Here is an 18,377-nt window from a genome sequence, read left to right on the forward strand (position 1 = left end):
CCCCGGTGGCTCGCCACGGCGGGCCGCGCCCGGTCATAGGGTAAGTCCAGTTGGTCGGGCAACCCCGATAGCCGGTCCTTCCAATAGCCCACTTGGCTGGCGATCACGCTCTGCGGATCGTCTTCGTCGCCCAAGATCTGGTGCTGCCACAACGGATCATTCGCCATAGACGCATCCTCGCTGAGACCCCTGAGATCCTTGCCGAAGCGCCGGCCAGCATCCATCGGAGGAACTGCCATGTAACAGAAAATGGATTCTTTCCGTTTACGGAAGCATGAGCGTACATCACTTCGGGTGTATCTCCCAGCAATCGAAGCCGCCGCATCCTCTAGATGGGCCTCACGAGAGATAGCGACGCCTGGGCTTGCTTTCTTTTTTTGTCTTACCCTGGTGTCCGAGCAGGCTGGGATATTGAACTGGTCTCGAGTTCCTGGATGCGCTTGGTGTTCGCCGATTGGGTGGTGTTGAGCCGCTCGGCCGCATTGGCAAAGCCTCCCAGTTGCACCACCCAATCGAGGGCTGCGATTTGCTTGACAGTCAGCACCATGACCGGGGCCTTGCGTTGCGTATCTGCCGCGTGGTCAACGCTTAGTCGACCGAGGCGCCAGACCGTTTCACGGCCTTGCCCCATTTTTCGATTTCGTTGTCGACAAAAACACTGCCGTCTTGCGGTGCGTAGACAAGCGGCTGGGCTCCGCGGTCGGCTAAAGCCTTGGCCATGGCCGGTGACCGCAAAATCGCGTTGATCTTCTGATTGAGATAGGCAACCACGTCATCGGGTGTTTTTGCCGGCGCGAAAATCATCGCCCAGCCTACCGCCTCGAAACCGGGCAGGCCTGATTCGGCCACGGTGGGCACGTCCGGCAATTGCGGCACGCGCTCACGCGTGGTCACCGCCAGCGGCACGGCCGCCTTCGATGCCACATGGGGCAGGGCGGCCGTGACCGAGTCCACCATCAGGGGCACATGGTTTCCCAGGAAGTCTGCCTGTGCCGGGCCGCTGCCCTTGTAGGGGATGTGGCGCAGCTCCACCTGCGCATCGGCCTTGAACATCTCGGCTGACAGGTGCTGCGTGCCGCCGATGCCGGCGCTGGCGTAGGCCAGTTCATTGGGCTTGGCCTTGGCCTGCTTGATCAACTGGGGCAGTGAGCTGATACCGCTTTGCGGCGTGGCCAGGAAGATCAGCGGCACGGTAAAGATGCCGCCCACAGGTTTGAAATCGTTCTTCAGTGAATAGCCCGGGTTGCTGTAGAGCGTCTGGTTGACCGCCGCGGCGCTGCCGCCCACTACCAGGGTGTAGCCGTCGGGGGTGGCGCGGCTGACGAACTGCATGCCAATATTGCTGCCGGCGCCGGCCTTGTTCTCGACCACGACGGGTTGGCCTATTTCCTTGGCCAACTGTTCGGCCACCATGCGCGCAAAAATATCGGTCGCCTGGCCAGGCGGGAAGGGCACGACCAGATTGACGGGCCGTTCGGGATAAGCGGCGTGGGCAACCCCCGCGGCACTGAGAAAGAGACTGGCTACCAGGCCGGTCAGGCCCTTGAGTCGCTGCGACATAAAACACCTTTCTTCGAAACTTTTGATGAAATGCTCTGGTATGCATCAGAACGATGCCGCAACGCTGGGTATGGCCGGGCCTGGTCCAGGGTCTGCCGCCCGCTCGTGGGCAAGTTCGGCAGACCAGCAGATATAGGTAATGCGGCAGCGGGGTCACCTTGCCAGCATTGAGGGATTGTAGCCAGTGCGGAGGGGCAGATGCTCTGCCAGGCAGGATATTGGACAGGCCCTTGCTGAGTTGATGAAATGCAGAGAGGGTCCTACGAGAGAGATCGGTACATAAGTCCGTGCAAACCGACGTCGCCTCTTTGCCGCCGGGTCATGGGTTCCGTCTGGCGAGGCGGCTTACAACAATAAGATGACGCCGCGCGCCAGAAGTGCTCCGCCAGTACCTAGCAAAACGAGATAGAGAGCGCGCAGAAAACGCGGCCGATCCAGTTTGTGCGCGATCTTGTTGCCGATGAAGACACCCAGCACCATTGCGGGCAGCAGGACCAGCGAAAGCCCGACCACCTGCCAGTCGGAATACTTTCCCGCCACGGCAAAGAGCGCGACCCGGATGACCGCACTGATGGCGATGAGGCAGGTCTGGCTTGCCCGTATCACAGTCGGATCGTCGATCCTGCGCGTTAGATAGATGGCATACAGCCATGCGCCCGCGCCAAACATTGCGCTTAACGCGCCGCCCGAAAAACCGTACCACCACGCCCATCCGGCACGTAGCGGTCGCCGCCGGGGCCGCGTCAGCATGCCGCGCAAGGCATAGAGGACGACAAATGCGCCAAGCAGCACCATCAGCGCCGTCAAGGGCACGACGATGAGCAGGTAGGCCCCCGCAATCAGGCCTAGCATCAGTGCCGGCAGCAGGCGCAAGACTTCCGATTTCTCCACCTTTGAGCCTAGTTTCAAACCGTTGCCGGTCGAGGCGGCGAGATCGAGGAGGGCTTGGGCGGGAATCAACGTGGGCAGCGGCACCACTTGCGCCACGATGGGAGCCGAGATGAGCGTCGTCCCGAATCCGACCATGGCGAAGACCGTGTACGCGGCGATGAATGTTGGCGCTGCGACGAGGATCGTTTCGAGATCAGGCATCCGGTGGCTAAGGTAATCGGGGCAAGCGCGAAGTGTACTGCTTCGTCTTGAGCTGCCGTGGCGATGAAATCAGTGGCAACCGGATCAGCAGATCGTCACAACGATGCGGCATGCGCGGCGATAAATTCCCTGAACCATAGTTGGGCAGGATGAGCGTCGCCGCGTCTATGCCAGATCAGGTCGAATATGACTTCGGGTAATGCGATAGGCGGCGGGAATAGCACCAGCTTGCGACCGACTGGCGAGTGCAATGCAACCCGCTTCATCACCGTGGCCGTCATGCTTGTTCGAGCTACGACGGCCGGCACGGCGAACATATGCGGCAGCGTCAGCGCGAGCTTGCGCTTCTTGCCTTGTTGCGCGAGGGCCTGATCCACGAGCCCGTACATCTCTCCTTCCGGAGACACGAGAACGTGGGGCAACGCCAGGAAGGTCTTCATGCTCATCCCGCGCCTGGCCGCTTGGTGGTCGCTGGCGATGATCGTGACGAACTCGTCCCGAAGCACGGGGCGTGTCAGTATCCGGCCATCGGCATGCGTGGGTGGCACGCCGATGGCCGCATCGATCGTGCCAGCATCTAGCAGATCGACCGCATGATCCCGGTTGTTGAATGCATGCACGTTCACCGACACGCCCGGCGCCTTCTTTCCAAGCGCCTGCAGCAGCGAAGGCAGCAGCACGAAGGCCGGGTAGTCAGAAAGCCCCAGCTTGAATGTCAACGACGCCTTACCCGGCACGAATTCGGGTTTCTTTACCAGCGTGGTTTCGATCTGCCGCAACGCTTGCGAAATCGGCTCGGCCAGGTCCCGTGCGCGCGGCGTGGGCAGCAGGCCGTCGGCGCTGCGCAGAAACAGCGGGTCGCCGAAGAGTTTGCGCAACCGCGACAGGGCCGCGCTCATGGCCGGCTGGCTGACCCCGACCTGAGTGGCGGCGCGGGTCACGTTGCGCTCGTTCATCAGGGCGTCGAAGGCCACGAGCAGATTCAAGTCGATACCGTGAAAATCCATAGAACGAATAAATCTATATATGGGTTATTTGTTGGACGGATTGTAATGCCGCGAGCAGAATCTGTGCCATCACCAATCACCCATCCACGGTCAAGACTATGAGTACATCCGACACAGGCCTCTCCGATCGGCTTCGCGCAGAGCGCTTGGCGGTGGAAACGTTCTATCGCGCCTTCAGTGACCGGAACCCCGATTTAGTAGACGAAGTCCTCGCGCCTACGTGGGATGACATTCCGCTGGCGCCTGGGCAAGGCCCTGGGCCGGAAGGCGTCAAGTCCATCATCCGCAGCGTCGTGCAGGCATTCCCGGACGTTCGCGTCACCGTCCACGACATGGTCCAGGAGCCCGGCAAGATTGGCGTTCGCGCCGAGATCAGTGGCACCCATCGGGGAGAACTCTTCGGCATCGCTCCCACGGGCAAGAAGGTGAGCTTCCGCCTGCACGAGTTCCACATGCTCGACGGCAAGCGTGTGACCACGACGTGGCACATGGAGGATTGGTTTGGTCTGTTCCTCCAACTCGGGCAGTTCCCGCCGCCAGCCAAAAAAGAATGAGGTCCTTGTGTTGAAACCGATTTTTCCAGTGCTGCTTGCTGTGGCGCTTGTGGCCGATCCTGTCGGCGCCTTGGCGCAGGAGAATGCAGCAGCGACTGCACTGTTTTAGCGGATTTTGTTGGCAGCCATAGTTTTTCGCCATCGTCAACAACCCATTCGCGTTCACAAACACCCAGGAATCGCATCCATGAAAACTGTTCTTATCAATGCTTTCGGCAGCCCCGATGTTGTCACGATCGGCGAAGCCAGCCTGCGTAATCCACAACCCCACGATGCCGTCGTTCGCGTCGAAGTGGCCGGTATCAACCCGCTGGACCTGAAGATCATCGCTGGCTATATGCAGCACGTCTTCCCGGTCGAGTTTCCCTATGCACCGGGCACGGACTTCAGCGGCGTGGTCGAGGCGACCGGCGCGCAGGTGACAGGCCTGAAGCCGGGCGATCGCGTGGTGGGACGTGCCGCGCCCAACACGGGTGGTGCGTTCGGAACGAGTCTGGTGATAACCGCCGCGGATTTGTGCCTGATTCCGGCGGAGATGAGCTTCGAGCAGGCGGCAGCCATGCCGACCGCGTTCGGTACTGCCCGGCAAGGCCTCTTCGATGTTGGCCATCTGCAACGCGGAGAACGGGCTCTGATTCATGCGGCGGCGGGTGGTGTCGGCAGCATGGCCGTCCAGCAGGCCCATCATGCGGGCGCCTATGTCGTCGCCACGGCGTCTGCCGGGAACATCGAACTGGTGAAGAGCCTGGGTGCGGACGAGGTCATCGACTACCGTACCCAGGACTTCGCCCAGATGCGCGACATTGATCTGGTGCTCGACACCATTGGCGGCGAGACGCTGGAAAAGTCGTGGTCGGTGCTTCGCGCTGGTGGGCGCATTGCTAGTTTGGTGGAGTTCGGCATTCAGCCCAAGGACGGGCACAAGGGCGAGTTCGTGTTCTTCGCGAGCGCGACCCCCTTCCTGCCGGAAGCGATCCGACAGTTCCAGGACGGCCAACTCCAGATCATCACCGACTCGATCTTCCCGCTGGACGAAGCGCGTTCGGCGTTGGAGAAACTAGCCACCGGACATGCACGCGGCAAAGTCCTTATCCGCTTGAGCAACTGATGCTCGGAGCCTCGGCGTGACACAAGACAAGCATCAACGTCAGTCCTCGGCATGGAAGGTCCTGGTGGCTTCGCGGGTCTCGCAAACATCATTGAGGTTTGTCATCGTTGATCTTTTTCCGGAAGGGGCACGATAAAATACATTAAACCAATTGGTTGATAATAGCGTCATGGCACTTTATACTAAACCACATGGTTGAAAAACGGCTCGATATGACGTTCACGGCGCTTGCCGATCCGACCCGGCGCGCAATGCTGGCGGATCTGATGCTGGGCGAAAAGTCGATTGGTGAACTTGCCGCGCCTCACAGAATGAGCTTCGCGGGCGCCGCCAAACACGTTGCCGTGCTCGCACGTGCGGGCCTGATTGAACGGCGCAAGGTAGGGCGGCAGCAATTGTGCAGATTCAACGCCAGCCAGCTGAAGGACGCCAGCGATTGGCTCAGGCAATGGGAACGATTCTGGACCGCTCGCCTCGACGCGCTGGAGGCCGTATTGAAGGAAGACCCCGAATAATCGCCACACGACATCTGATGTCAGGCGCCAACCCATATCGAGGTATCTGATGACGATAGGTCAGCGGTTCGGCTGGTTGAATGATCGGTTCGGCGTATCTTGGCAATTGAATCTTGTCGATGAAGGGAGAGCCTAAATGGCAGACATCATTACCCCTGACACTTTGCGTTTCGAGCGCTTGCTCGATGCTTCGGTGGAAAAAGTCTGGCGATATCTGATCGATCCCGAGCTACGTGCGCGGTGGTTCATGGCCGGGCCGTCCGAGCTGAAAGTGGGCGGCAGTTTCGGCCTGACGATGGATCACGACAATCTGTCTGACGAGGATGTGGCCACACCGGAAAAATACCGACCCTACCTCGGCAAGAGCTGGGCAGAACACATCACACGGTATGAACCGCCGCATCTCCTTGCCATTACCTGGGAGGGCGGCGATGGCGGTGAGGTCACTTTTGCATTGACCGCCGAAGGCAGCAAAACCCTACTGGTGTTGACTCACACAGGTTTGCGGGGCCGCGACGATGCTGTCAATTTCGGCGGTGGATGGCATTCGCATCTTGCTGTACTCGAGAGGCGTATCAGGGGGGAGGCCGTCACCAACTTTTGGGCACTCCATGCACAGGCCGAGGAGGTGGTCGAGAAAACGCTGAGGCAGACCCACACGTGATGAATGGTCTGTCGCTATCGCACTCGACCGGCTGCACGTGAGTGAGGGAGCCATTTCCGTAGGGTCACCTCTGCGGGATGACCGGAGCCCGCGAAATGACGAAACACCTTAACGCCAATGCAGGTTGGACAATACTCAGTCGATCCGCAACGATCCAGCCAGCAGATTCAGCATGGTATCGACCTTCGGCAGCAACTGCTTGGCTAGCGGCCACACCAGATTTAGCGGCAGGCCATCGGTGGTTAATTTCGGCAGGATTTCCACTAGCTCGCCGCGTTGCAGTTCATCCCGCACGAGCCACGTTGCCAGCTGCGCGACGCCGCAGCCAGCCGTGACTGCGCTGACCTGAGCTTCGCCGCTGCCGACGATGATGCGGCCTGCTTCCACCGTCCGGCGTTCGGCTGGCCCCGCATCCTGGGCGATGAGCCACGGGCTGGTGCTGCCATCAGCTTTGCCGTACAGAATGGCATCGTGGCGGAGCAGATCGGTGACGGACGCGGGCGTGCCGTAACGTACCAGGTAGCTGGGCGCGGCGCAGAAAATCAGCCGTTCGCTGCCCAGGTAACGATGTCCTAACGTGGCCGGCCAATGATCGGGGCCGCCGATGCGCACGGCCACGTCGATGCCTTCGTCGATCAGATCGACGAAGCGGTCCGTGAACGATACATGGGGACGTAAGTGGGGATGCTGCCCGACGTATTGCAGCAGTAGCGGCCAGACTTGCAGGCGTCCGAATGCGGCAGGCGCGTCCAGCCGCAGCCGACCCACCGGCTCGGACCGATGGGTGGCCAGCACGGCTTCGGCTTCCTCCAGCTCAGCCAATACTCTCACGCAGGTGCGATAGAACGCCGCTCCGGCGTCGGTAATCGACAGGGTGCGCGTCGTGCGCTCGAACAGCCGAGTGCCCAGGCGGGCTTCCAGGCGAGCCACGCTCTTGCTGACGGCGGAGTTCGTCAGGTGCAGCCGTTCGGCGGCGGCGGTGAAGCTGCCTGCATCTGCCGTGGCCACGAAGGCTTCGATACCTTTAAGACGTTCAGAAGGAATCATGGGTTCTCGCAATTATAGAATTTAATTCAATAGTAATAGGAATAAATGCCAAAAATAAGATTATTAATCTCTAATAAGCTGGAGGCCTTCCGTTGAATTGCGCTGGAGCTTCCTCTCATGACTTCTGTCGATGCGACGTTATCCGTCGTACCCCCTGTTGCTGCCCGTGGGCGCGGGTCAATAGCTATCCTGGCCGTGGCGGCGTTCGTCATCGTCACCACCGAGTACCTGATCGTCGGCTTGCTGCCAGGCCTGGCGCGAGACATGAACCTCTCGATTTCCGCCGCCGGGCAGCTGGTCACGCTGTTCGCTTTCACCGTGATGCTGTTTGGGCCGGTGCTGACCGTGCTGCTCTCGCATTTCGAGCGCAAGCGCTTGTTCGTCATCATTTTGCTGATCTTCACGGCGGCCAATGCCCTGGCGGCCGTGGCGCCGAACATTTGGGTGCTGGCCATTGCCCGGTTCATTCCGGCGCTGGTGCTGCCGGTATTCTGGGGTACCGCCAGCGAAACGGCCGGGCAACTGGTGGGGCCGCAGCGCGCCGGGCGTGCTGTGTCCCAGGTCTATCTGGGGATATCGGCCGCGCTGTTGTTCGGCATTCCGCTGGGGACGCTGGCCGCGGATGCTATTGGCTGGCGCGGCACATTCTGGATCTTGTCGGGCTTGTCGTTTTTGATGGCGGTGCTGACACTGGCGTTCATGCCCACCGTGGCCCGCCCACAGCGGCTGCGCATCGCCGAGCAGACCCGCATCCTCAAGGACCCGCGCTTTGTGGCCAATGTGGCGCTGTCGGTAGTCGTGTTCACGGCGATGTTCACGGCCTACACCTATCTGGCCGACATGCTGGAGCGTATCGCCGGTGTGGCGCCTGCGCAGGTGGGTTGGTGGCTGATGGGGTTTGGTGCCATCGGTCTGGTGGGCAATTGGCTAGGCGGGCGTTTGGTGGATCGCAGTCCGCTGGGAGCGACGGTAGCCTTCACCGTGTTGCTCGGCGTCGGTATGGCGGCCAGCGTACCGTTGGCAGGTTCCTACGGCTGGCTTGGTCTGTCACTGGCGTTGTGGGGCATCGCCTATACGGCCTTGTTTCCGATTTGCCAGGTACGGGTAATGAAGGCGGCGACTCACGCGCAGGCGCTGGCTGGCACCTTGAACGTGTCGGCTGCCAATGCAGGCACCGGCTTGGGGGCGATCATCGGCGGCCTGGCGATCTCGCAATGGGGCCTGGGAAGCATTGGCTATGTGGCTACTGGCATTGCGGTGGCGGCTGTGCTCATGGTGGCGTGGATCGCGCGGCTCAAGTCGCACTGAAGTCGGCGAACATTAGACTCACGATGCCGCTCAGACTGCGATTGGCGTTGAGCAACTCGTTCGGCATGGGGGCAATAACGCGGTGCTGGTCTTGCGGTGGGTGGCGTAAACGGGTAGTAGCTTGCCGAGGGGGGCTTGCGCTAGTATGAGCGTCGTCTACACCTAGTTTTTTAGCCTAAGGAGCCCCCATGGCCAGTTTGACGATCAACGGCAAGCCCCAAGACGTAGATGCCCCCGATGACATGCCCCTGCTGTGGGTCATTCGGGACCGCCTGGGGATGACAGGAACCAAATTCGGCTGCGGCATGGCCATGTGCGGTGCCTGTACGGTGCACCTGGATGGCCAGCCCATCCGTTCCTGTATTACGCCCATTTCGGCGGCGACTGGCAAGCAGATCATCACGATCGAGGCCGTGGGCGAAGATGAAGTGGGCCGCGCCGTACAGCAGGCATGGACCGAGATCGGTGTGCCGCAATGCGGATACTGCCAATCGGGCCAGATCATGTCCGCAACGGCCCTTATCAAAAGCAATCCCGCACCGACCGACGCGGATATCGACGCGGCCATGAGCGGCAATATCTGCCGCTGCGGCACCTATCCGCGCATACGCGCCGCCATCAAACAGGTTGCCGTCTCCCAGGGAGCCACCAAATGAGCGGATTTTCCCGGATGTTCCCACAAGTTCCCGCCGCCCAAGCGTCCGGGTTTGTTGGCGAGTTGCCTGTTTCGCCGGCCCGCCGCGATTGGCTGAAGGCCGCTGGCGCGCTGACCGGACTGGTCCTTTCCGTAGGTGCCGCCGGTATCGTGCGCGCGGCCGACACGGCCGGCAAGGCCGAGAAGAAATACGGTGCCGACGGCATGCCGCATGGCACGGTGGACGATCCGCACGTATTCGTGTCGATTGGCACCGATGGCATCGTGACCATCATCGCGCATCGCGCCGAAATGGGCACGGGCGTCCGCACTGGTCTGCCCATGGTGGTCGCCGATGAACTCGAGGCCGACTGGAGCAAGGTGCGCGTCATCCAGGCGCCGGGTGATGAGCCCCGCTATGGCAACCAGGACACTGACGGTTCGCGCAGCACCCGTCATTTTTTCCTGCCTATGCGCCGCGTGGGTGCCGCCGCGCGCAGCATGCTTGAGGCGGCCGCTGCCAAGCAATGGGGCGTGCCGGCCGACGAAGTCGTGACGCGTAATCATGAAGTCATGCACGAGAAAACCGGGCGCAAGCTGGGTTTTGGCGAACTGGCCGAGGCCGCCGCGGCGCTGCCGGTGCCGGCTGTCGACACGTTGCGGCTGAAGACGCCCGAGCAGTTCCGCTATATAGGCAAGCAGAGCACGCGCAACGTCGATATCCAGGATATCGTCACGGGCAAGACGCATTTCGGTATCGATACGCGCCTGGACGATATGCTGTATGCCTCGGTGGCACGGCCAGCGGTGCTGGGCGGCAAGGTCAAGCACTACAACGCCGATGCCGCCATGAAAGTACCGGGCGTCGTCAAGGTGGTTGAGATCCCGGCCGGGCCCACGCCGCCGGTGTTCGCGCCGCTGGGCGGTGTGGCCGTGATTGCCAAGGATACCTGGGCCGCGTTGAAGGGCCGTCAGGCGCTCGAGATCGAATGGGACGACGGCCCCAACGCCAGCTACGATTCCGACGTCTTCCACAAGACCATGAGTGAGGCCGCAAGCAAGCCTGCCAAGGCGGTGCGCAACGACGGCGATGCCATGAAGGCGCTGGCTGACGCGGCCCAGCGTATTCAGGCCGAATACTACTTGCCGCACCTGGCGCATGCTTCTATGGAGCCGCCGGCGGCTTGCGCCCGCGTGGCCGATGGCAAGTGCGAAGTCTGGGCCTGTGTGCAGTCGCCCTACGGCACGCGCGAGAACGTGGCCACGCAGCTGGGCATGGACATCGCGGCCGTTACCGTGCACCAGACCTTGCTGGGCGGTGCCTTCGGCCGCAAGTCGAAGTCGGACTTCGTCGTCGAGGCCGCCTTGCTGTCGCGCGCCATGGACGGCAAACCGGTAAAAGTGACCTGGTCACGAGAAGACGACATTACCAACGATTATTTCCATACCGTGTCGGTCGAGCGGCTGGAGGCCGGCGTCGATGCACAGGGCAAGGCCGTGGCGTGGCTGCATCGCACCGCGGCGCCTACCATCGGTTCTACCTTTGTTGCCAATGCGCAGGGCCAGCAGCCTTTCGAACTGGGCATGTCGGCGGTGAACATTCCGTTCGCCATTGCCAATTTCCGCGTCGAGTCGGTGCCGGTGCCGGCGCATACGCGCATAGGTTGGTTTCGTTCCGTGTCGAACATTCCGCATGTCTTCGCGGTGCAAAGCTTCGTGGCCGAAATGGCCCACACGCTCAAGCGGGATCCGCGTGATTATCTGCTGGAACTGATCGGGCCGCCACGCAAGATCTCGCCCGCGGATATGTCCGATGACTGGAATTACGGCGAATCACCCGTGGTCTATCCGCTGGATACAGGGCGCATGCGGCATGTTATCGAGGTGGCGACCCGCGAGGCAGGCTGGGGACGCAAGCTCGAACCGGGCCGTGGGCTGGGGCTGGCGGTGAGCTATAGCTTCGTGACCTACATCGCCACGGTGGTGGAAGTCGAAGTCGGCAAGGACGGCGGCCTGGTGGTGCACCAAGTGCATGTGGCTGTGGATTGCGGACCGCAGGTGCATCCCGACCGCGTGCGGGCACAGACCGAGGGCGCCTGCATCATGGGCCTGAGTCTGGCCACGCGCAGCGAGATCTCGTTCTCCAAGGGGCGTACCAACCAGACCAACTTCCACCAGTATGAAGTCACGCGGATGTCCGAATCGCCGCGCGACATCAAGGTGCATGTGGTCGAGCACGGTTTCGATGTGCCGCTGGGCGGGGTGGGCGAACCTGCGGTTCCGCCTTTTGCGCCGGCATTGTGCAATGCAATTTTTGCCGCCACCGGCAAGCGCATCCGCAGTCTGCCTATCCGCGACCAGCTCAAGGCCTGATGGCCGCCACCAACTGGTGGAAAACTTTCCTGACGTTCGCTCTTTGGCGAACGTCAGGAAAGCGGCTTACTGCATGAACCAGCCGTGACTGACGACCAGCGACTGACCCGTCAGGGCGTTGTTCTTGGCGCCGGCAAAGAACAGCACGGCGTCGGCCACATCATCGATAGTCGTGAATTGACCGTCGACGGTGTCCTTGAGCATGACGTTTTTAATGACTTCATCTTCGGTGATGCCGAGCGCTTCTGCCTGCTCGGGAATCTGCTTGTCCACCAGCGGCGTACGCACGAAGCCCGGGCATACGACATTGGCGGTGACGTTATGCTCCGCGCCTTCTTTGGCCAATACTTTAGCCAGGCCAATTAGGCCATGCTTGGCCGTAACGTAGGGCGCCTTGAGCTTGGAGGCCTCTTTGGAATGCACTGATCCCATGTAGACCACGCGGCCATAGTTGGCCGCGTACATGTGCTTGAGGCAAGCGCGGGTGGTGAGAAAAGCGCCGTCAAGGTGGATGGAGAGGAGTTTCTTCCAATCGGCAAAGGGAAAGTCGACTAATGGTTTGACGATCTGGATGCCCGCATTACTGACGAGTATGTCGATCTTGCCATATTTGGCGATGACGTCATCAGTACCTTTCTCTACCTGTGCCTCGTCGGTCACGTTCATTGCCACTGCAAAGGCATCGGCACCCGTTGCCCGGATTTCCTCGGCGGTTGCGGTGGCGGTCTCCAGGTTGAGATCGGCAATGATCGGGATACCGCCTTCGGCGGCAAAGCGGATTGCGATTTCTTTGCCGATACCACTAGCGGCGCCGGTGATGAGGCCAACTTTTCCGTCAAAACGACTCATGATGCAGTTTCCTTTCAAGTATGGGAAATTTCGTCGGCCAGGTAGTCGTGCACCACCTCGCCGAGGCCGAGCGTCAAGTCGGCAATGTAATGGGTGGCGGAGACGATCTCGCGCACCGGCAGACGAGCGACGTCGCACATGGCGTGCTCGAACAACTGCAAGGCACCCGGTCCTTCCCAGGCCCCCTTGAGCGTGACGTCTTCCGTGTAATAGCGTACCAGTTCACAAATGCGCGGTGTGCAGTCGACATGCGGGATGATCTTGATCATGAAGGCAGGCTTGCCCATCGCCTTGGCAATGGGTGCCAAATCAAGCTCGCGATGCTTATAGCCCATGGTGGCGGTGACACAAAGCACCGAGCCGTAATGCAGAGTGCCCACCAGGGTTTCTTGCTCGTGCCGCAGCTTGGGGGTGGCCAGCTTCTTGGGAAAACCCCAGATCTCGCGGCCACCGGCGATCGGCGAGTTATCGTCCAGATACATGGCGTGCACGTAGCCGCCTTCCTGCACCTCGCCGGACGGTGTCGTGAAACGTACCGGAATCACCTGTCCTGTTTCCGTATAGTCGCCAAACCCAGTGGAATCCGGCATGCGGATGAACTCGTAAGACACGGTATCGCCCGCGACCTCTAAGGGTTCGGGGACCACCTCCCGAAGGCGTTCAGGGTCAGTTCGGTAATTGACGACAAAGAACTCGCGGTTATAAAACTTATAAGGCGGTTTCGGATATGCGGGATCGTTCAACGGCATGGCAAAAGCTTTGGCGCGCACGTCAGCAAGTTTCACGATAATTTTTCCTGTCGATGGACGAGTGGTCAGTTTTAAACAAGCATGAGCGGCATCAACGCGTCTTCGTAACCCGAGGCCCGGTGTTCTTCCAGGGCGGCCCGCGAGAACTCGTTGTCTTTGTTGTCGCCTCCGTCGCCCTTGGCGCGATACATCAGGTGGGCGATGTTGTAGACCTTATCGCCGGCTGCGATGCTACGCACTCAAAGGGGTGTTTGTCGTCACAGGGTGCTCCAAGCTAAGGGAACCCAAATGTAACTTTTTTATAGCAAACTAGTATCTCTTTTTTGTGACGGTGCTTTTAATAGGTGGATTTTGCAGTCTCGGCTTTGCCGTGACGATAACCCCTATCTCGTTTAATTTGGGATTTGGCGTTAGACGATAGCACTGACCGATCGGTATGTCGCTATTTTCTTGACAGTCGCTGTCAGCCTTGCATAATCGTTGCTGTCATTAGCTCTTGTTGATCCACCTATCATGACTTTTGCTCTGCGCTCGCTCGGTCGTTCGTCGCTTGAGGTATCGCCGCTGTGCTTTGGCGGCAATGTTTTCGGCTGGACAGTGGACGAACCCACTAGCTTTTCTCTACTGGATGCCTGGATCGACGCAGGTATGAATTTTGTCGACACCGCGGACGTGTACTCGCGCTGGGCCCCTGGCCACCAGGGCGGCGAATCTGAAACTGTGATCGGCAAATGGCTGCGTCAGTCCGGCAAGCGTGACCAACTCGTGCTCGCCACCAAGGTGGGCAAAGAGATGGGCGAAGGCAAGGTCGGCCTGCGTCCCGAATACATCCGCGAGGCCGTCGATGCATCGTTGCGTCGCCTGCAGACGGACTATATCGATCTCTACCAGTCGCACGATGACGATACGGACGTGCCACTCGAAGACGTGCTGGGTACCTTTGGCGATTTGATCCAGCAAGGCAAGGTACGCGCCATCGGTGCCAGTAACTACAGCGCACCGCGCTTGGCCGAGGCATTGCAGACCAGCCAGAAACATGGTCTGGTACGTTACGAAAGCCTGCAGCCGCTCTACAACCTGTACGACCGTGCGGTGTTCGAAAAGGAACTGCAGCCGCTGTGTGTCGAGCAACAGGTCGGCGTCATCAACTTCTATGCCCTGGCCGCGGGTTTCCTGACCGGAAAATATCGTACGCTGGCCGATGCCGACAAGAGCGCACGCGGCGCCAAGACCACCAGTGTGTACCTGAATGAGCGTGGCCTGCGCATTCTCGACGCGCTGGACACGGTGGCGCAGCATGTGGGTGCGCAGCCTAGCGAAGTGGCTATCGCCTGGGTGATGCGCCAGTCCGCTATCGCCGCGCCGATTGCCAGCGCCACCAGCCTAGCCCAACTGCAATCGCTTATCCGTGCGGCACAGCTGCAACTGGACGATACAGCCATGGCCACGCTCAACCAGGCCAGCGCTGAAAGCTGATCGGTAATAGCGGGCAATTCAGTTCAGTTCGCAAAGTCCGCTCTACGGGTATGCAGGCCGGGGACACCTCAGCAGCGAGTAGACTAGCCGCTTCTCTTTACGTTTCGAGTCCATATCCATGCTTGTCAAAGCCCTACGTGTCGGTCTAGGTCAATTGATTGTATTTGGCGACGCACTGACGCGTCCGCGCCCACAGCAGCGTTCAGCACAAGGCCAGGCTGCGGTAAACAAGGAAGCGGCTGCGCTCTCGCTCTATCAATTTCAGGCTTGCCCGTTTTGCGTCAAAACGCGACGCGCCATCCATCGCCTGAACGTGCCAGTGTCACTGCACGATGCCAAGCACGATCAGCAGGCACGCGAACAACTGCTGGCAGGAGGAGGCAAAATAAAGGTGCCTTGTCTGCGTATCGAGGAAGCGGGCGGTACGCGCTGGCTATACGAGTCCAACGATATCATTGCCTACCTTGAACAGCGCTTCGCTAGCGTGGCCTGACCGGGGATCGTCGACTTGACGCGGCTGATTCGGCGACTGGCAATGACGCTATGCACGGTGAGCGTACTGTCGGGATGTGACACCTCGCTTCCTCCGCCACCTGCTGGATCGAGGTTCACCGCCGAGACAATCGCGACGCGCGGAACACCCTCGGAACAACAGTTTAAAGGTACGCTGGCGGGTAAACCTATTCACTTACTCGTCAATGATTGCAAAGTCTATAAAGTGGACGCTGCCGAGGGCGAAAATGTGAGATGGACATTGGTATTAGAGGGGGGGTTTTATCCGCTACCAACCTCCTGCATTCGCCAATCGCTCGCTGCCGGGAAAGGCTTTGTGACGGCTGTTATTGGGCGCCAGGCGTTCGGCGCAGGTGGTTGTTGCACCGGCCGCCCTGAGTATCGTTCGACCGACGGGCTGACGTGGGAGCCGCACTGACCGCCAATCGCGCTATCCCACCAGACGAGGGTCCGATTCAGGATTCAGGGAGCGCAACAGACAGTGCGCCATGGCCCGGGATCTGATCAACAATCGTTGCTTTGCCGGTGGCGATGTGACGCATCGAAATGAGGCGATCGATGCATGGAACGGCGTGGCTAGATGCGAAGCCAGGATGACACCATGAACGACGAACAGGCAGAATGCTGGTATAGAGCAAGAAGACTTGGACCTGCCGCATTCGATCCAGAGTCTGGGCGAAGACCAACACCGGGCCATTGCCGCAACCCTGAGGTATATCAGTGATAATTTCGAGAGCGGCTTCGGCCCGCTCGATAAAGCCAAATATGCCTTGGACCTGTATGGGTCCCGTTATCTGGACTGACTTAAAAAGGCGGGGCAGATGCCATCCATGACAACACCGATAGCGACACTGGTGGTCAAGGTGGGTGGACCCACGGCCTAGGTGTAATGACGATTGCACGCCTTTTCGGTGTTCGTCGTGGCACATTTCCATGCTACGGTCGGTATGTGCACATCGTGCGAACGACATCACGGACATTGATGGGAAAAATCGTGGCAAAAGGACGAATGCGCGGATTGAGGGTTTTTCTCTGCATGTGTTTGCTGGGACTGGCAAGCCTGCCGGCCATGGCGCAGCAGACCCCATGCAACGCCGGGCATCCTGTCAAGCTGGCCGACCAAACCTGGGAAAGCGCGACATTTACGATGCATGTCGTCAAGGCCCTGCTCGAGACCGCCTACGGCTGCAAAACGGAAGTCGTACCCGGCACGCCGGCGGCCACCGAGTCCGCGCTCGCACAAAACGACCTGCAAATCATCGCCGAGATATGGTCTGGACGCTCGCCCATCATCGAAAAGGCAGCCAAGGCGGGTGATGTCAGGGTCGTGGGCGACACACTGCAGGGCGGGGCGCAGCAGGGTTGGTACGTGCCGGACTATGTGGTGCATGGCGACAGTACGCGTGGCATCGAGGCGGTTGCCCCGGAGCTGAAGTCCTGGCGCGACCTGCCGCGCTACAAACAGCTTTTTCGTGATCCGGAAGACCCATCCAAAGGTCGTTTTCTGAATTGCCCGTCGGGCTGGGTTTGTGAGCAAACCAACAGCCGCCTGCTAGAAATTCATGAGCTGAACGACGATTACACCAATTTTCGCGCCGGTACCGGCGCTGCGCTGGACTCGGCTATCAGCGCGGCTTATGACCGTGGGGTACCGATTCTCTTCTATTACTGGCAGCCAGCGGGCCTGATGGCGAAATACAAATTTGCCAAGGTGGAGCAGGATGCGTTCAACCAGGAGTGCTGGGACACGATCGTGAGCGGTCAGGGCACGCTGTGCTCGTCCGATTTTTTGACGGCCAAATTGGGGATAGGGGTATCAACGCCATTTGCGCAGGCAAATCCTGAGATCGTCGCCTTTCTGGAGCGGTTGAGTTTCCAGGCGCCTCTGCTCAACAAAATGGTGCTGGACATGACTGAGTCGCGTGCTGAAGGGCGAGATATCGCGACCCGCTTTCTGCGAGACAACCCCGATATCTGGCACGCCTGGCTACCCGCCGATGCAGCGGCCCGAGCCGACGCCGCGCTGGATCTGACGCAACCGACGGCCGCTGGGCGGGGCATTTTCCCTGACTGGTCCGTGGCGGAGTTCGTGAACCAGCGCTTGGTCGCGATCGTCAAGCACTACGGCGAGAGTTTGCGTAAAGTGAGTGAAGTCATCCTCACGAAGGTACTGTTGCCTGTGGAACGCCTGATGCAGGCCATTCCCGCTTGGCTCTTTCTTGCCTTTGTGGCCGTGCTTTCGTGGCATGGCACGCGTAAGACGTTGCCCACGATCCTATATGTCATCTGCTTGTATGCCATAGGCGCGGTGGGCCTGTGGGACAAACTGATGCAGACGTTCTCGCTGGTGCTCGTGTCGACCGTGTTTTCCATCATTGTCGGGATTCCGATAGGTATCCTGGCCGCAGGCAGCAAGGTGCTGCGCCGGGTGCTGACACCCGTACTCGATGTGATGCAGACGCTTCCCAGTTTTGTGTACCTGATACCCGTGCTGATGCTGTTCGGGCTGGGCAAGGTGCCGGCCTTGTTTGCGACCATTATCTATGCCATTCCACCCCTGATACGCCTGACAATACTGGGGCTGCATCAGGTTGACCGCAATGTGATGGAAGCGGCACAGTCGTTTGGCGTGACGCGCTGGCAGATGCTGCTCAGAGTGACATTGCCGCTAGCCCGTCCGAGCATTATGGCTGGCATTAACCAGACCACCATGATGGCACTGGCCATGGTCGTGGTCGCGTCCATGATCGGGGCGCGCGGGCTCGGCGAGGACGTGCTGGCGGGCATACAGACACTCGATGTCGGGCGTGGCCTGCAGGCCGGCGTGGCCATCGTGATATTGGCTATTATCATTGATCGCATTACCCAGGCATATGGGCGCCCGCGCCGGCGGCGCCAAGCCATGCGGCAACAGGAGGGCAAGTGACC

The 18,377-nt window shown here is 60.1% G+C and carries 18 protein-coding genes and 2 pseudogenes; 12 read left to right on the top strand and 8 right to left on the bottom strand.

Translation table 11 applies throughout. The features are described 5' to 3' along the window. Nucleotides 1–421 precede the first annotated feature (421 nt). The 4 genes and pseudogenes from ACYVDM_RS25875 to ACYVDM_RS25890 form a co-directional block, all read right to left on the bottom strand. A pseudogene (locus ACYVDM_RS25875) lies at nt 422–544 on the bottom strand (LysR family transcriptional regulator); the annotation flags it as partial. Nucleotides 545–588: 44 nt separating this feature from the next. Continuing rightward, nucleotides 589–1,560 carry a Bug family tripartite tricarboxylate transporter substrate binding protein gene (locus tag ACYVDM_RS25880; RefSeq protein ID WP_415793564.1) on the bottom strand — a complete coding sequence of 324 codons (972 nt, stop codon included), beginning with the start codon at nt 1,558–1,560 and terminating at the stop codon, nt 589–591. Between the two features lie 345 nt (nt 1,561–1,905). Further along, nucleotides 1,906–2,652, bottom strand: a complete 747-nt coding sequence (locus ACYVDM_RS25885) for a sulfite exporter TauE/SafE family protein (RefSeq protein ID WP_415793563.1) — start codon at nt 2,650–2,652, stop codon at nt 1,906–1,908. Between the two features lie 95 nt (nt 2,653–2,747). After that, nucleotides 2,748–3,659, bottom strand: a complete 912-nt coding sequence (locus ACYVDM_RS25890) for a LysR family transcriptional regulator (protein WP_415793562.1) — start codon at nt 3,657–3,659, stop codon at nt 2,748–2,750. A gap of 98 nt (nt 3,660–3,757) precedes the next feature. Here ACYVDM_RS25890 and ACYVDM_RS25895 point away from each other — a divergent pair, with 98 nt between their 5' ends. The 5 genes from ACYVDM_RS25895 to ACYVDM_RS25915 all read left to right on the top strand — a co-directional run bounded on the left by ACYVDM_RS25895 (nt 3,758) and on the right by ACYVDM_RS25915 (nt 6,500). Further along, complete coding sequence (locus tag ACYVDM_RS25895; RefSeq protein ID WP_415793561.1) at nt 3,758–4,213, top strand: ester cyclase; 456 nt, start codon at nt 3,758–3,760, stop codon at nt 4,211–4,213. Between the two features lie 187 nt (nt 4,214–4,400). Next, nucleotides 4,401–5,321, top strand: coding sequence for an NADP-dependent oxidoreductase (locus tag ACYVDM_RS25900; RefSeq protein ID WP_415793559.1), 921 nt, complete (start codon nt 4,401–4,403; stop codon nt 5,319–5,321). Nucleotides 5,322–5,512: 191 nt separating this feature from the next. Beyond that, entirely contained in the window at nt 5,513–5,836 is a 324-nt protein-coding gene (locus tag ACYVDM_RS25905; RefSeq protein WP_415793557.1) for an ArsR/SmtB family transcription factor, read from the top strand. Nucleotides 5,837–5,885: 49 nt separating this feature from the next. Then, the gene (locus ACYVDM_RS25910) at nt 5,886–5,972 is read left to right on the top strand and encodes a VOC family protein (protein WP_415793570.1); all 87 of its coding nucleotides are present in this window, start codon (nt 5,886–5,888) and stop codon (nt 5,970–5,972) included. Beyond that, entirely contained in the window at nt 5,973–6,500 is a 528-nt protein-coding gene (locus ACYVDM_RS25915; RefSeq protein ID WP_415793555.1) for an SRPBCC family protein, read from the top strand. It abuts the gene before it with no gap. A 135-nt stretch (nt 6,501–6,635) separates the two neighbouring features. On the opposite strand, the gene ACYVDM_RS25920 is transcribed toward ACYVDM_RS25915, so the two are convergent. Beyond that, nucleotides 6,636–7,547 (bottom strand): LysR family transcriptional regulator, encoded by a 912-nt coding sequence (locus tag ACYVDM_RS25920; RefSeq protein WP_415793554.1) that lies wholly within the window; start codon nt 7,545–7,547, stop codon nt 6,636–6,638. A gap of 117 nt (nt 7,548–7,664) precedes the next feature. On the opposite strand from ACYVDM_RS25920, the gene ACYVDM_RS25925 reads away from it, so the two are divergent. The 3 genes from ACYVDM_RS25925 (at nt 7,665) to ACYVDM_RS25935 (ending at nt 11,862) form a co-directional block, all read left to right on the top strand. Further along, nucleotides 7,665–8,855 carry an MFS transporter gene (locus ACYVDM_RS25925; protein WP_415793553.1) on the top strand — a complete coding sequence of 397 codons (1,191 nt, stop codon included), beginning with the start codon at nt 7,665–7,667 and terminating at the stop codon, nt 8,853–8,855. A gap of 188 nt (nt 8,856–9,043) precedes the next feature. Beyond that, complete coding sequence (locus tag ACYVDM_RS25930; RefSeq protein ID WP_415793552.1) at nt 9,044–9,511, top strand: (2Fe-2S)-binding protein; 468 nt, start codon at nt 9,044–9,046, stop codon at nt 9,509–9,511. After that, complete coding sequence (locus ACYVDM_RS25935; protein WP_415793551.1) at nt 9,508–11,862, top strand: xanthine dehydrogenase family protein molybdopterin-binding subunit; 2,355 nt, start codon at nt 9,508–9,510, stop codon at nt 11,860–11,862. The genes ACYVDM_RS25930 and ACYVDM_RS25935 overlap by 4 nt, the downstream gene beginning before the upstream one ends. 66 nt (nt 11,863–11,928) lie before the next feature. Here ACYVDM_RS25935 and ACYVDM_RS25940 read toward each other — a convergent pair whose 3' ends face one another. The 3 genes from ACYVDM_RS25940 to ACYVDM_RS25950 are packed head-to-tail and all read right to left on the bottom strand — an operon-like array spanning nt 11,929 to nt 13,699. Continuing rightward, entirely contained in the window at nt 11,929–12,711 is a 783-nt protein-coding gene (locus tag ACYVDM_RS25940; RefSeq protein WP_415793549.1) for a 3-hydroxybutyrate dehydrogenase, read from the bottom strand. Between the two features lie 14 nt (nt 12,712–12,725). Then, entirely contained in the window at nt 12,726–13,496 is a 771-nt protein-coding gene (locus tag ACYVDM_RS25945; RefSeq protein WP_415793548.1) for an acetoacetate decarboxylase, read from the bottom strand. 35 nt (nt 13,497–13,531) lie between these two features. Next, complete coding sequence (locus tag ACYVDM_RS25950; protein ID WP_415793546.1) at nt 13,532–13,699, bottom strand: DUF3734 domain-containing protein; 168 nt, start codon at nt 13,697–13,699, stop codon at nt 13,532–13,534. A gap of 274 nt (nt 13,700–13,973) precedes the next feature. Between ACYVDM_RS25950 and ACYVDM_RS25955 the strand changes: the two genes are divergently transcribed. The 4 genes and pseudogenes from ACYVDM_RS25955 to ACYVDM_RS25970 all read left to right on the top strand — a co-directional run bounded on the left by ACYVDM_RS25955 (nt 13,974) and on the right by ACYVDM_RS25970 (nt 18,375). Then, nucleotides 13,974–14,936: an aldo/keto reductase gene (locus ACYVDM_RS25955; RefSeq protein ID WP_415793545.1), complete on the top strand. Its 963-nt coding sequence runs from the start codon at nt 13,974–13,976 to the stop codon at nt 14,934–14,936. Nucleotides 14,937–15,054: 118 nt separating this feature from the next. Beyond that, nucleotides 15,055–15,429 carry a glutaredoxin family protein gene (locus ACYVDM_RS25960; RefSeq protein WP_415793544.1) on the top strand — a complete coding sequence of 125 codons (375 nt, stop codon included), beginning with the start codon at nt 15,055–15,057 and terminating at the stop codon, nt 15,427–15,429. Nucleotides 15,430–15,928: 499 nt separating this feature from the next. Further along, nucleotides 15,929–16,054 (top strand): annotated as a pseudogene (locus ACYVDM_RS25965) (hypothetical protein); the annotation flags it as partial. A gap of 389 nt (nt 16,055–16,443) precedes the next feature. After that, complete coding sequence (locus ACYVDM_RS25970; RefSeq protein WP_460475496.1) at nt 16,444–18,375, top strand: glycine betaine ABC transporter substrate-binding protein; 1,932 nt, start codon at nt 16,444–16,446, stop codon at nt 18,373–18,375. Nucleotides 18,376–18,377 lie beyond the last annotated feature (2 nt).

This window comes from Bordetella tumulicola (assembly GCF_054779135.1).

What these genes read in the sequence shown, in the direction of transcription:
- ACYVDM_RS25930 (WP_415793552.1), top strand. Translation starts at nt 9,044, where the DNA reads ATGGCCAGTTTGACGATCAACGGCAAGCCCCAAGACGTAGATGCCCCC.
- ACYVDM_RS25955 (WP_415793545.1), top strand. Translation starts at nt 13,974, where the DNA reads ATGACTTTTGCTCTGCGCTCGCTCGGTCGTTCGTCGCTTGAGGTATCG.
- ACYVDM_RS25920 (WP_415793554.1), bottom strand. Translation starts at nt 7,547, where the DNA reads ATGATTCCTTCTGAACGTCTTAAAGGTATCGAAGCCTTCGTGGCCACG.
- ACYVDM_RS25935 (WP_415793551.1), top strand. Translation starts at nt 9,508, where the DNA reads ATGAGCGGATTTTCCCGGATGTTCCCACAAGTTCCCGCCGCCCAAGCG.
- ACYVDM_RS25895 (WP_415793561.1), top strand. Translation starts at nt 3,758, where the DNA reads ATGAGTACATCCGACACAGGCCTCTCCGATCGGCTTCGCGCAGAGCGC.
- ACYVDM_RS25905 (WP_415793557.1), top strand. Translation starts at nt 5,513, where the DNA reads ATGGTTGAAAAACGGCTCGATATGACGTTCACGGCGCTTGCCGATCCG.
- ACYVDM_RS25940 (WP_415793549.1), bottom strand. Translation starts at nt 12,711, where the DNA reads ATGAGTCGTTTTGACGGAAAAGTTGGCCTCATCACCGGCGCCGCTAGT.
- ACYVDM_RS25925 (WP_415793553.1), top strand. Translation starts at nt 7,665, where the DNA reads ATGACTTCTGTCGATGCGACGTTATCCGTCGTACCCCCTGTTGCTGCC.
- ACYVDM_RS25960 (WP_415793544.1), top strand. Translation starts at nt 15,055, where the DNA reads ATGCTTGTCAAAGCCCTACGTGTCGGTCTAGGTCAATTGATTGTATTT.
- ACYVDM_RS25890 (WP_415793562.1), bottom strand. Translation starts at nt 3,659, where the DNA reads ATGGATTTTCACGGTATCGACTTGAATCTGCTCGTGGCCTTCGACGCC.
- ACYVDM_RS25900 (WP_415793559.1), top strand. Translation starts at nt 4,401, where the DNA reads ATGAAAACTGTTCTTATCAATGCTTTCGGCAGCCCCGATGTTGTCACG.
- ACYVDM_RS25885 (WP_415793563.1), bottom strand. Translation starts at nt 2,652, where the DNA reads ATGCCTGATCTCGAAACGATCCTCGTCGCAGCGCCAACATTCATCGCC.
- ACYVDM_RS25910 (WP_415793570.1), top strand. Translation starts at nt 5,886, where the DNA reads ATGACGATAGGTCAGCGGTTCGGCTGGTTGAATGATCGGTTCGGCGTA.
- ACYVDM_RS25880 (WP_415793564.1), bottom strand. Translation starts at nt 1,560, where the DNA reads ATGTCGCAGCGACTCAAGGGCCTGACCGGCCTGGTAGCCAGTCTCTTT.
- ACYVDM_RS25915 (WP_415793555.1), top strand. Translation starts at nt 5,973, where the DNA reads ATGGCAGACATCATTACCCCTGACACTTTGCGTTTCGAGCGCTTGCTC.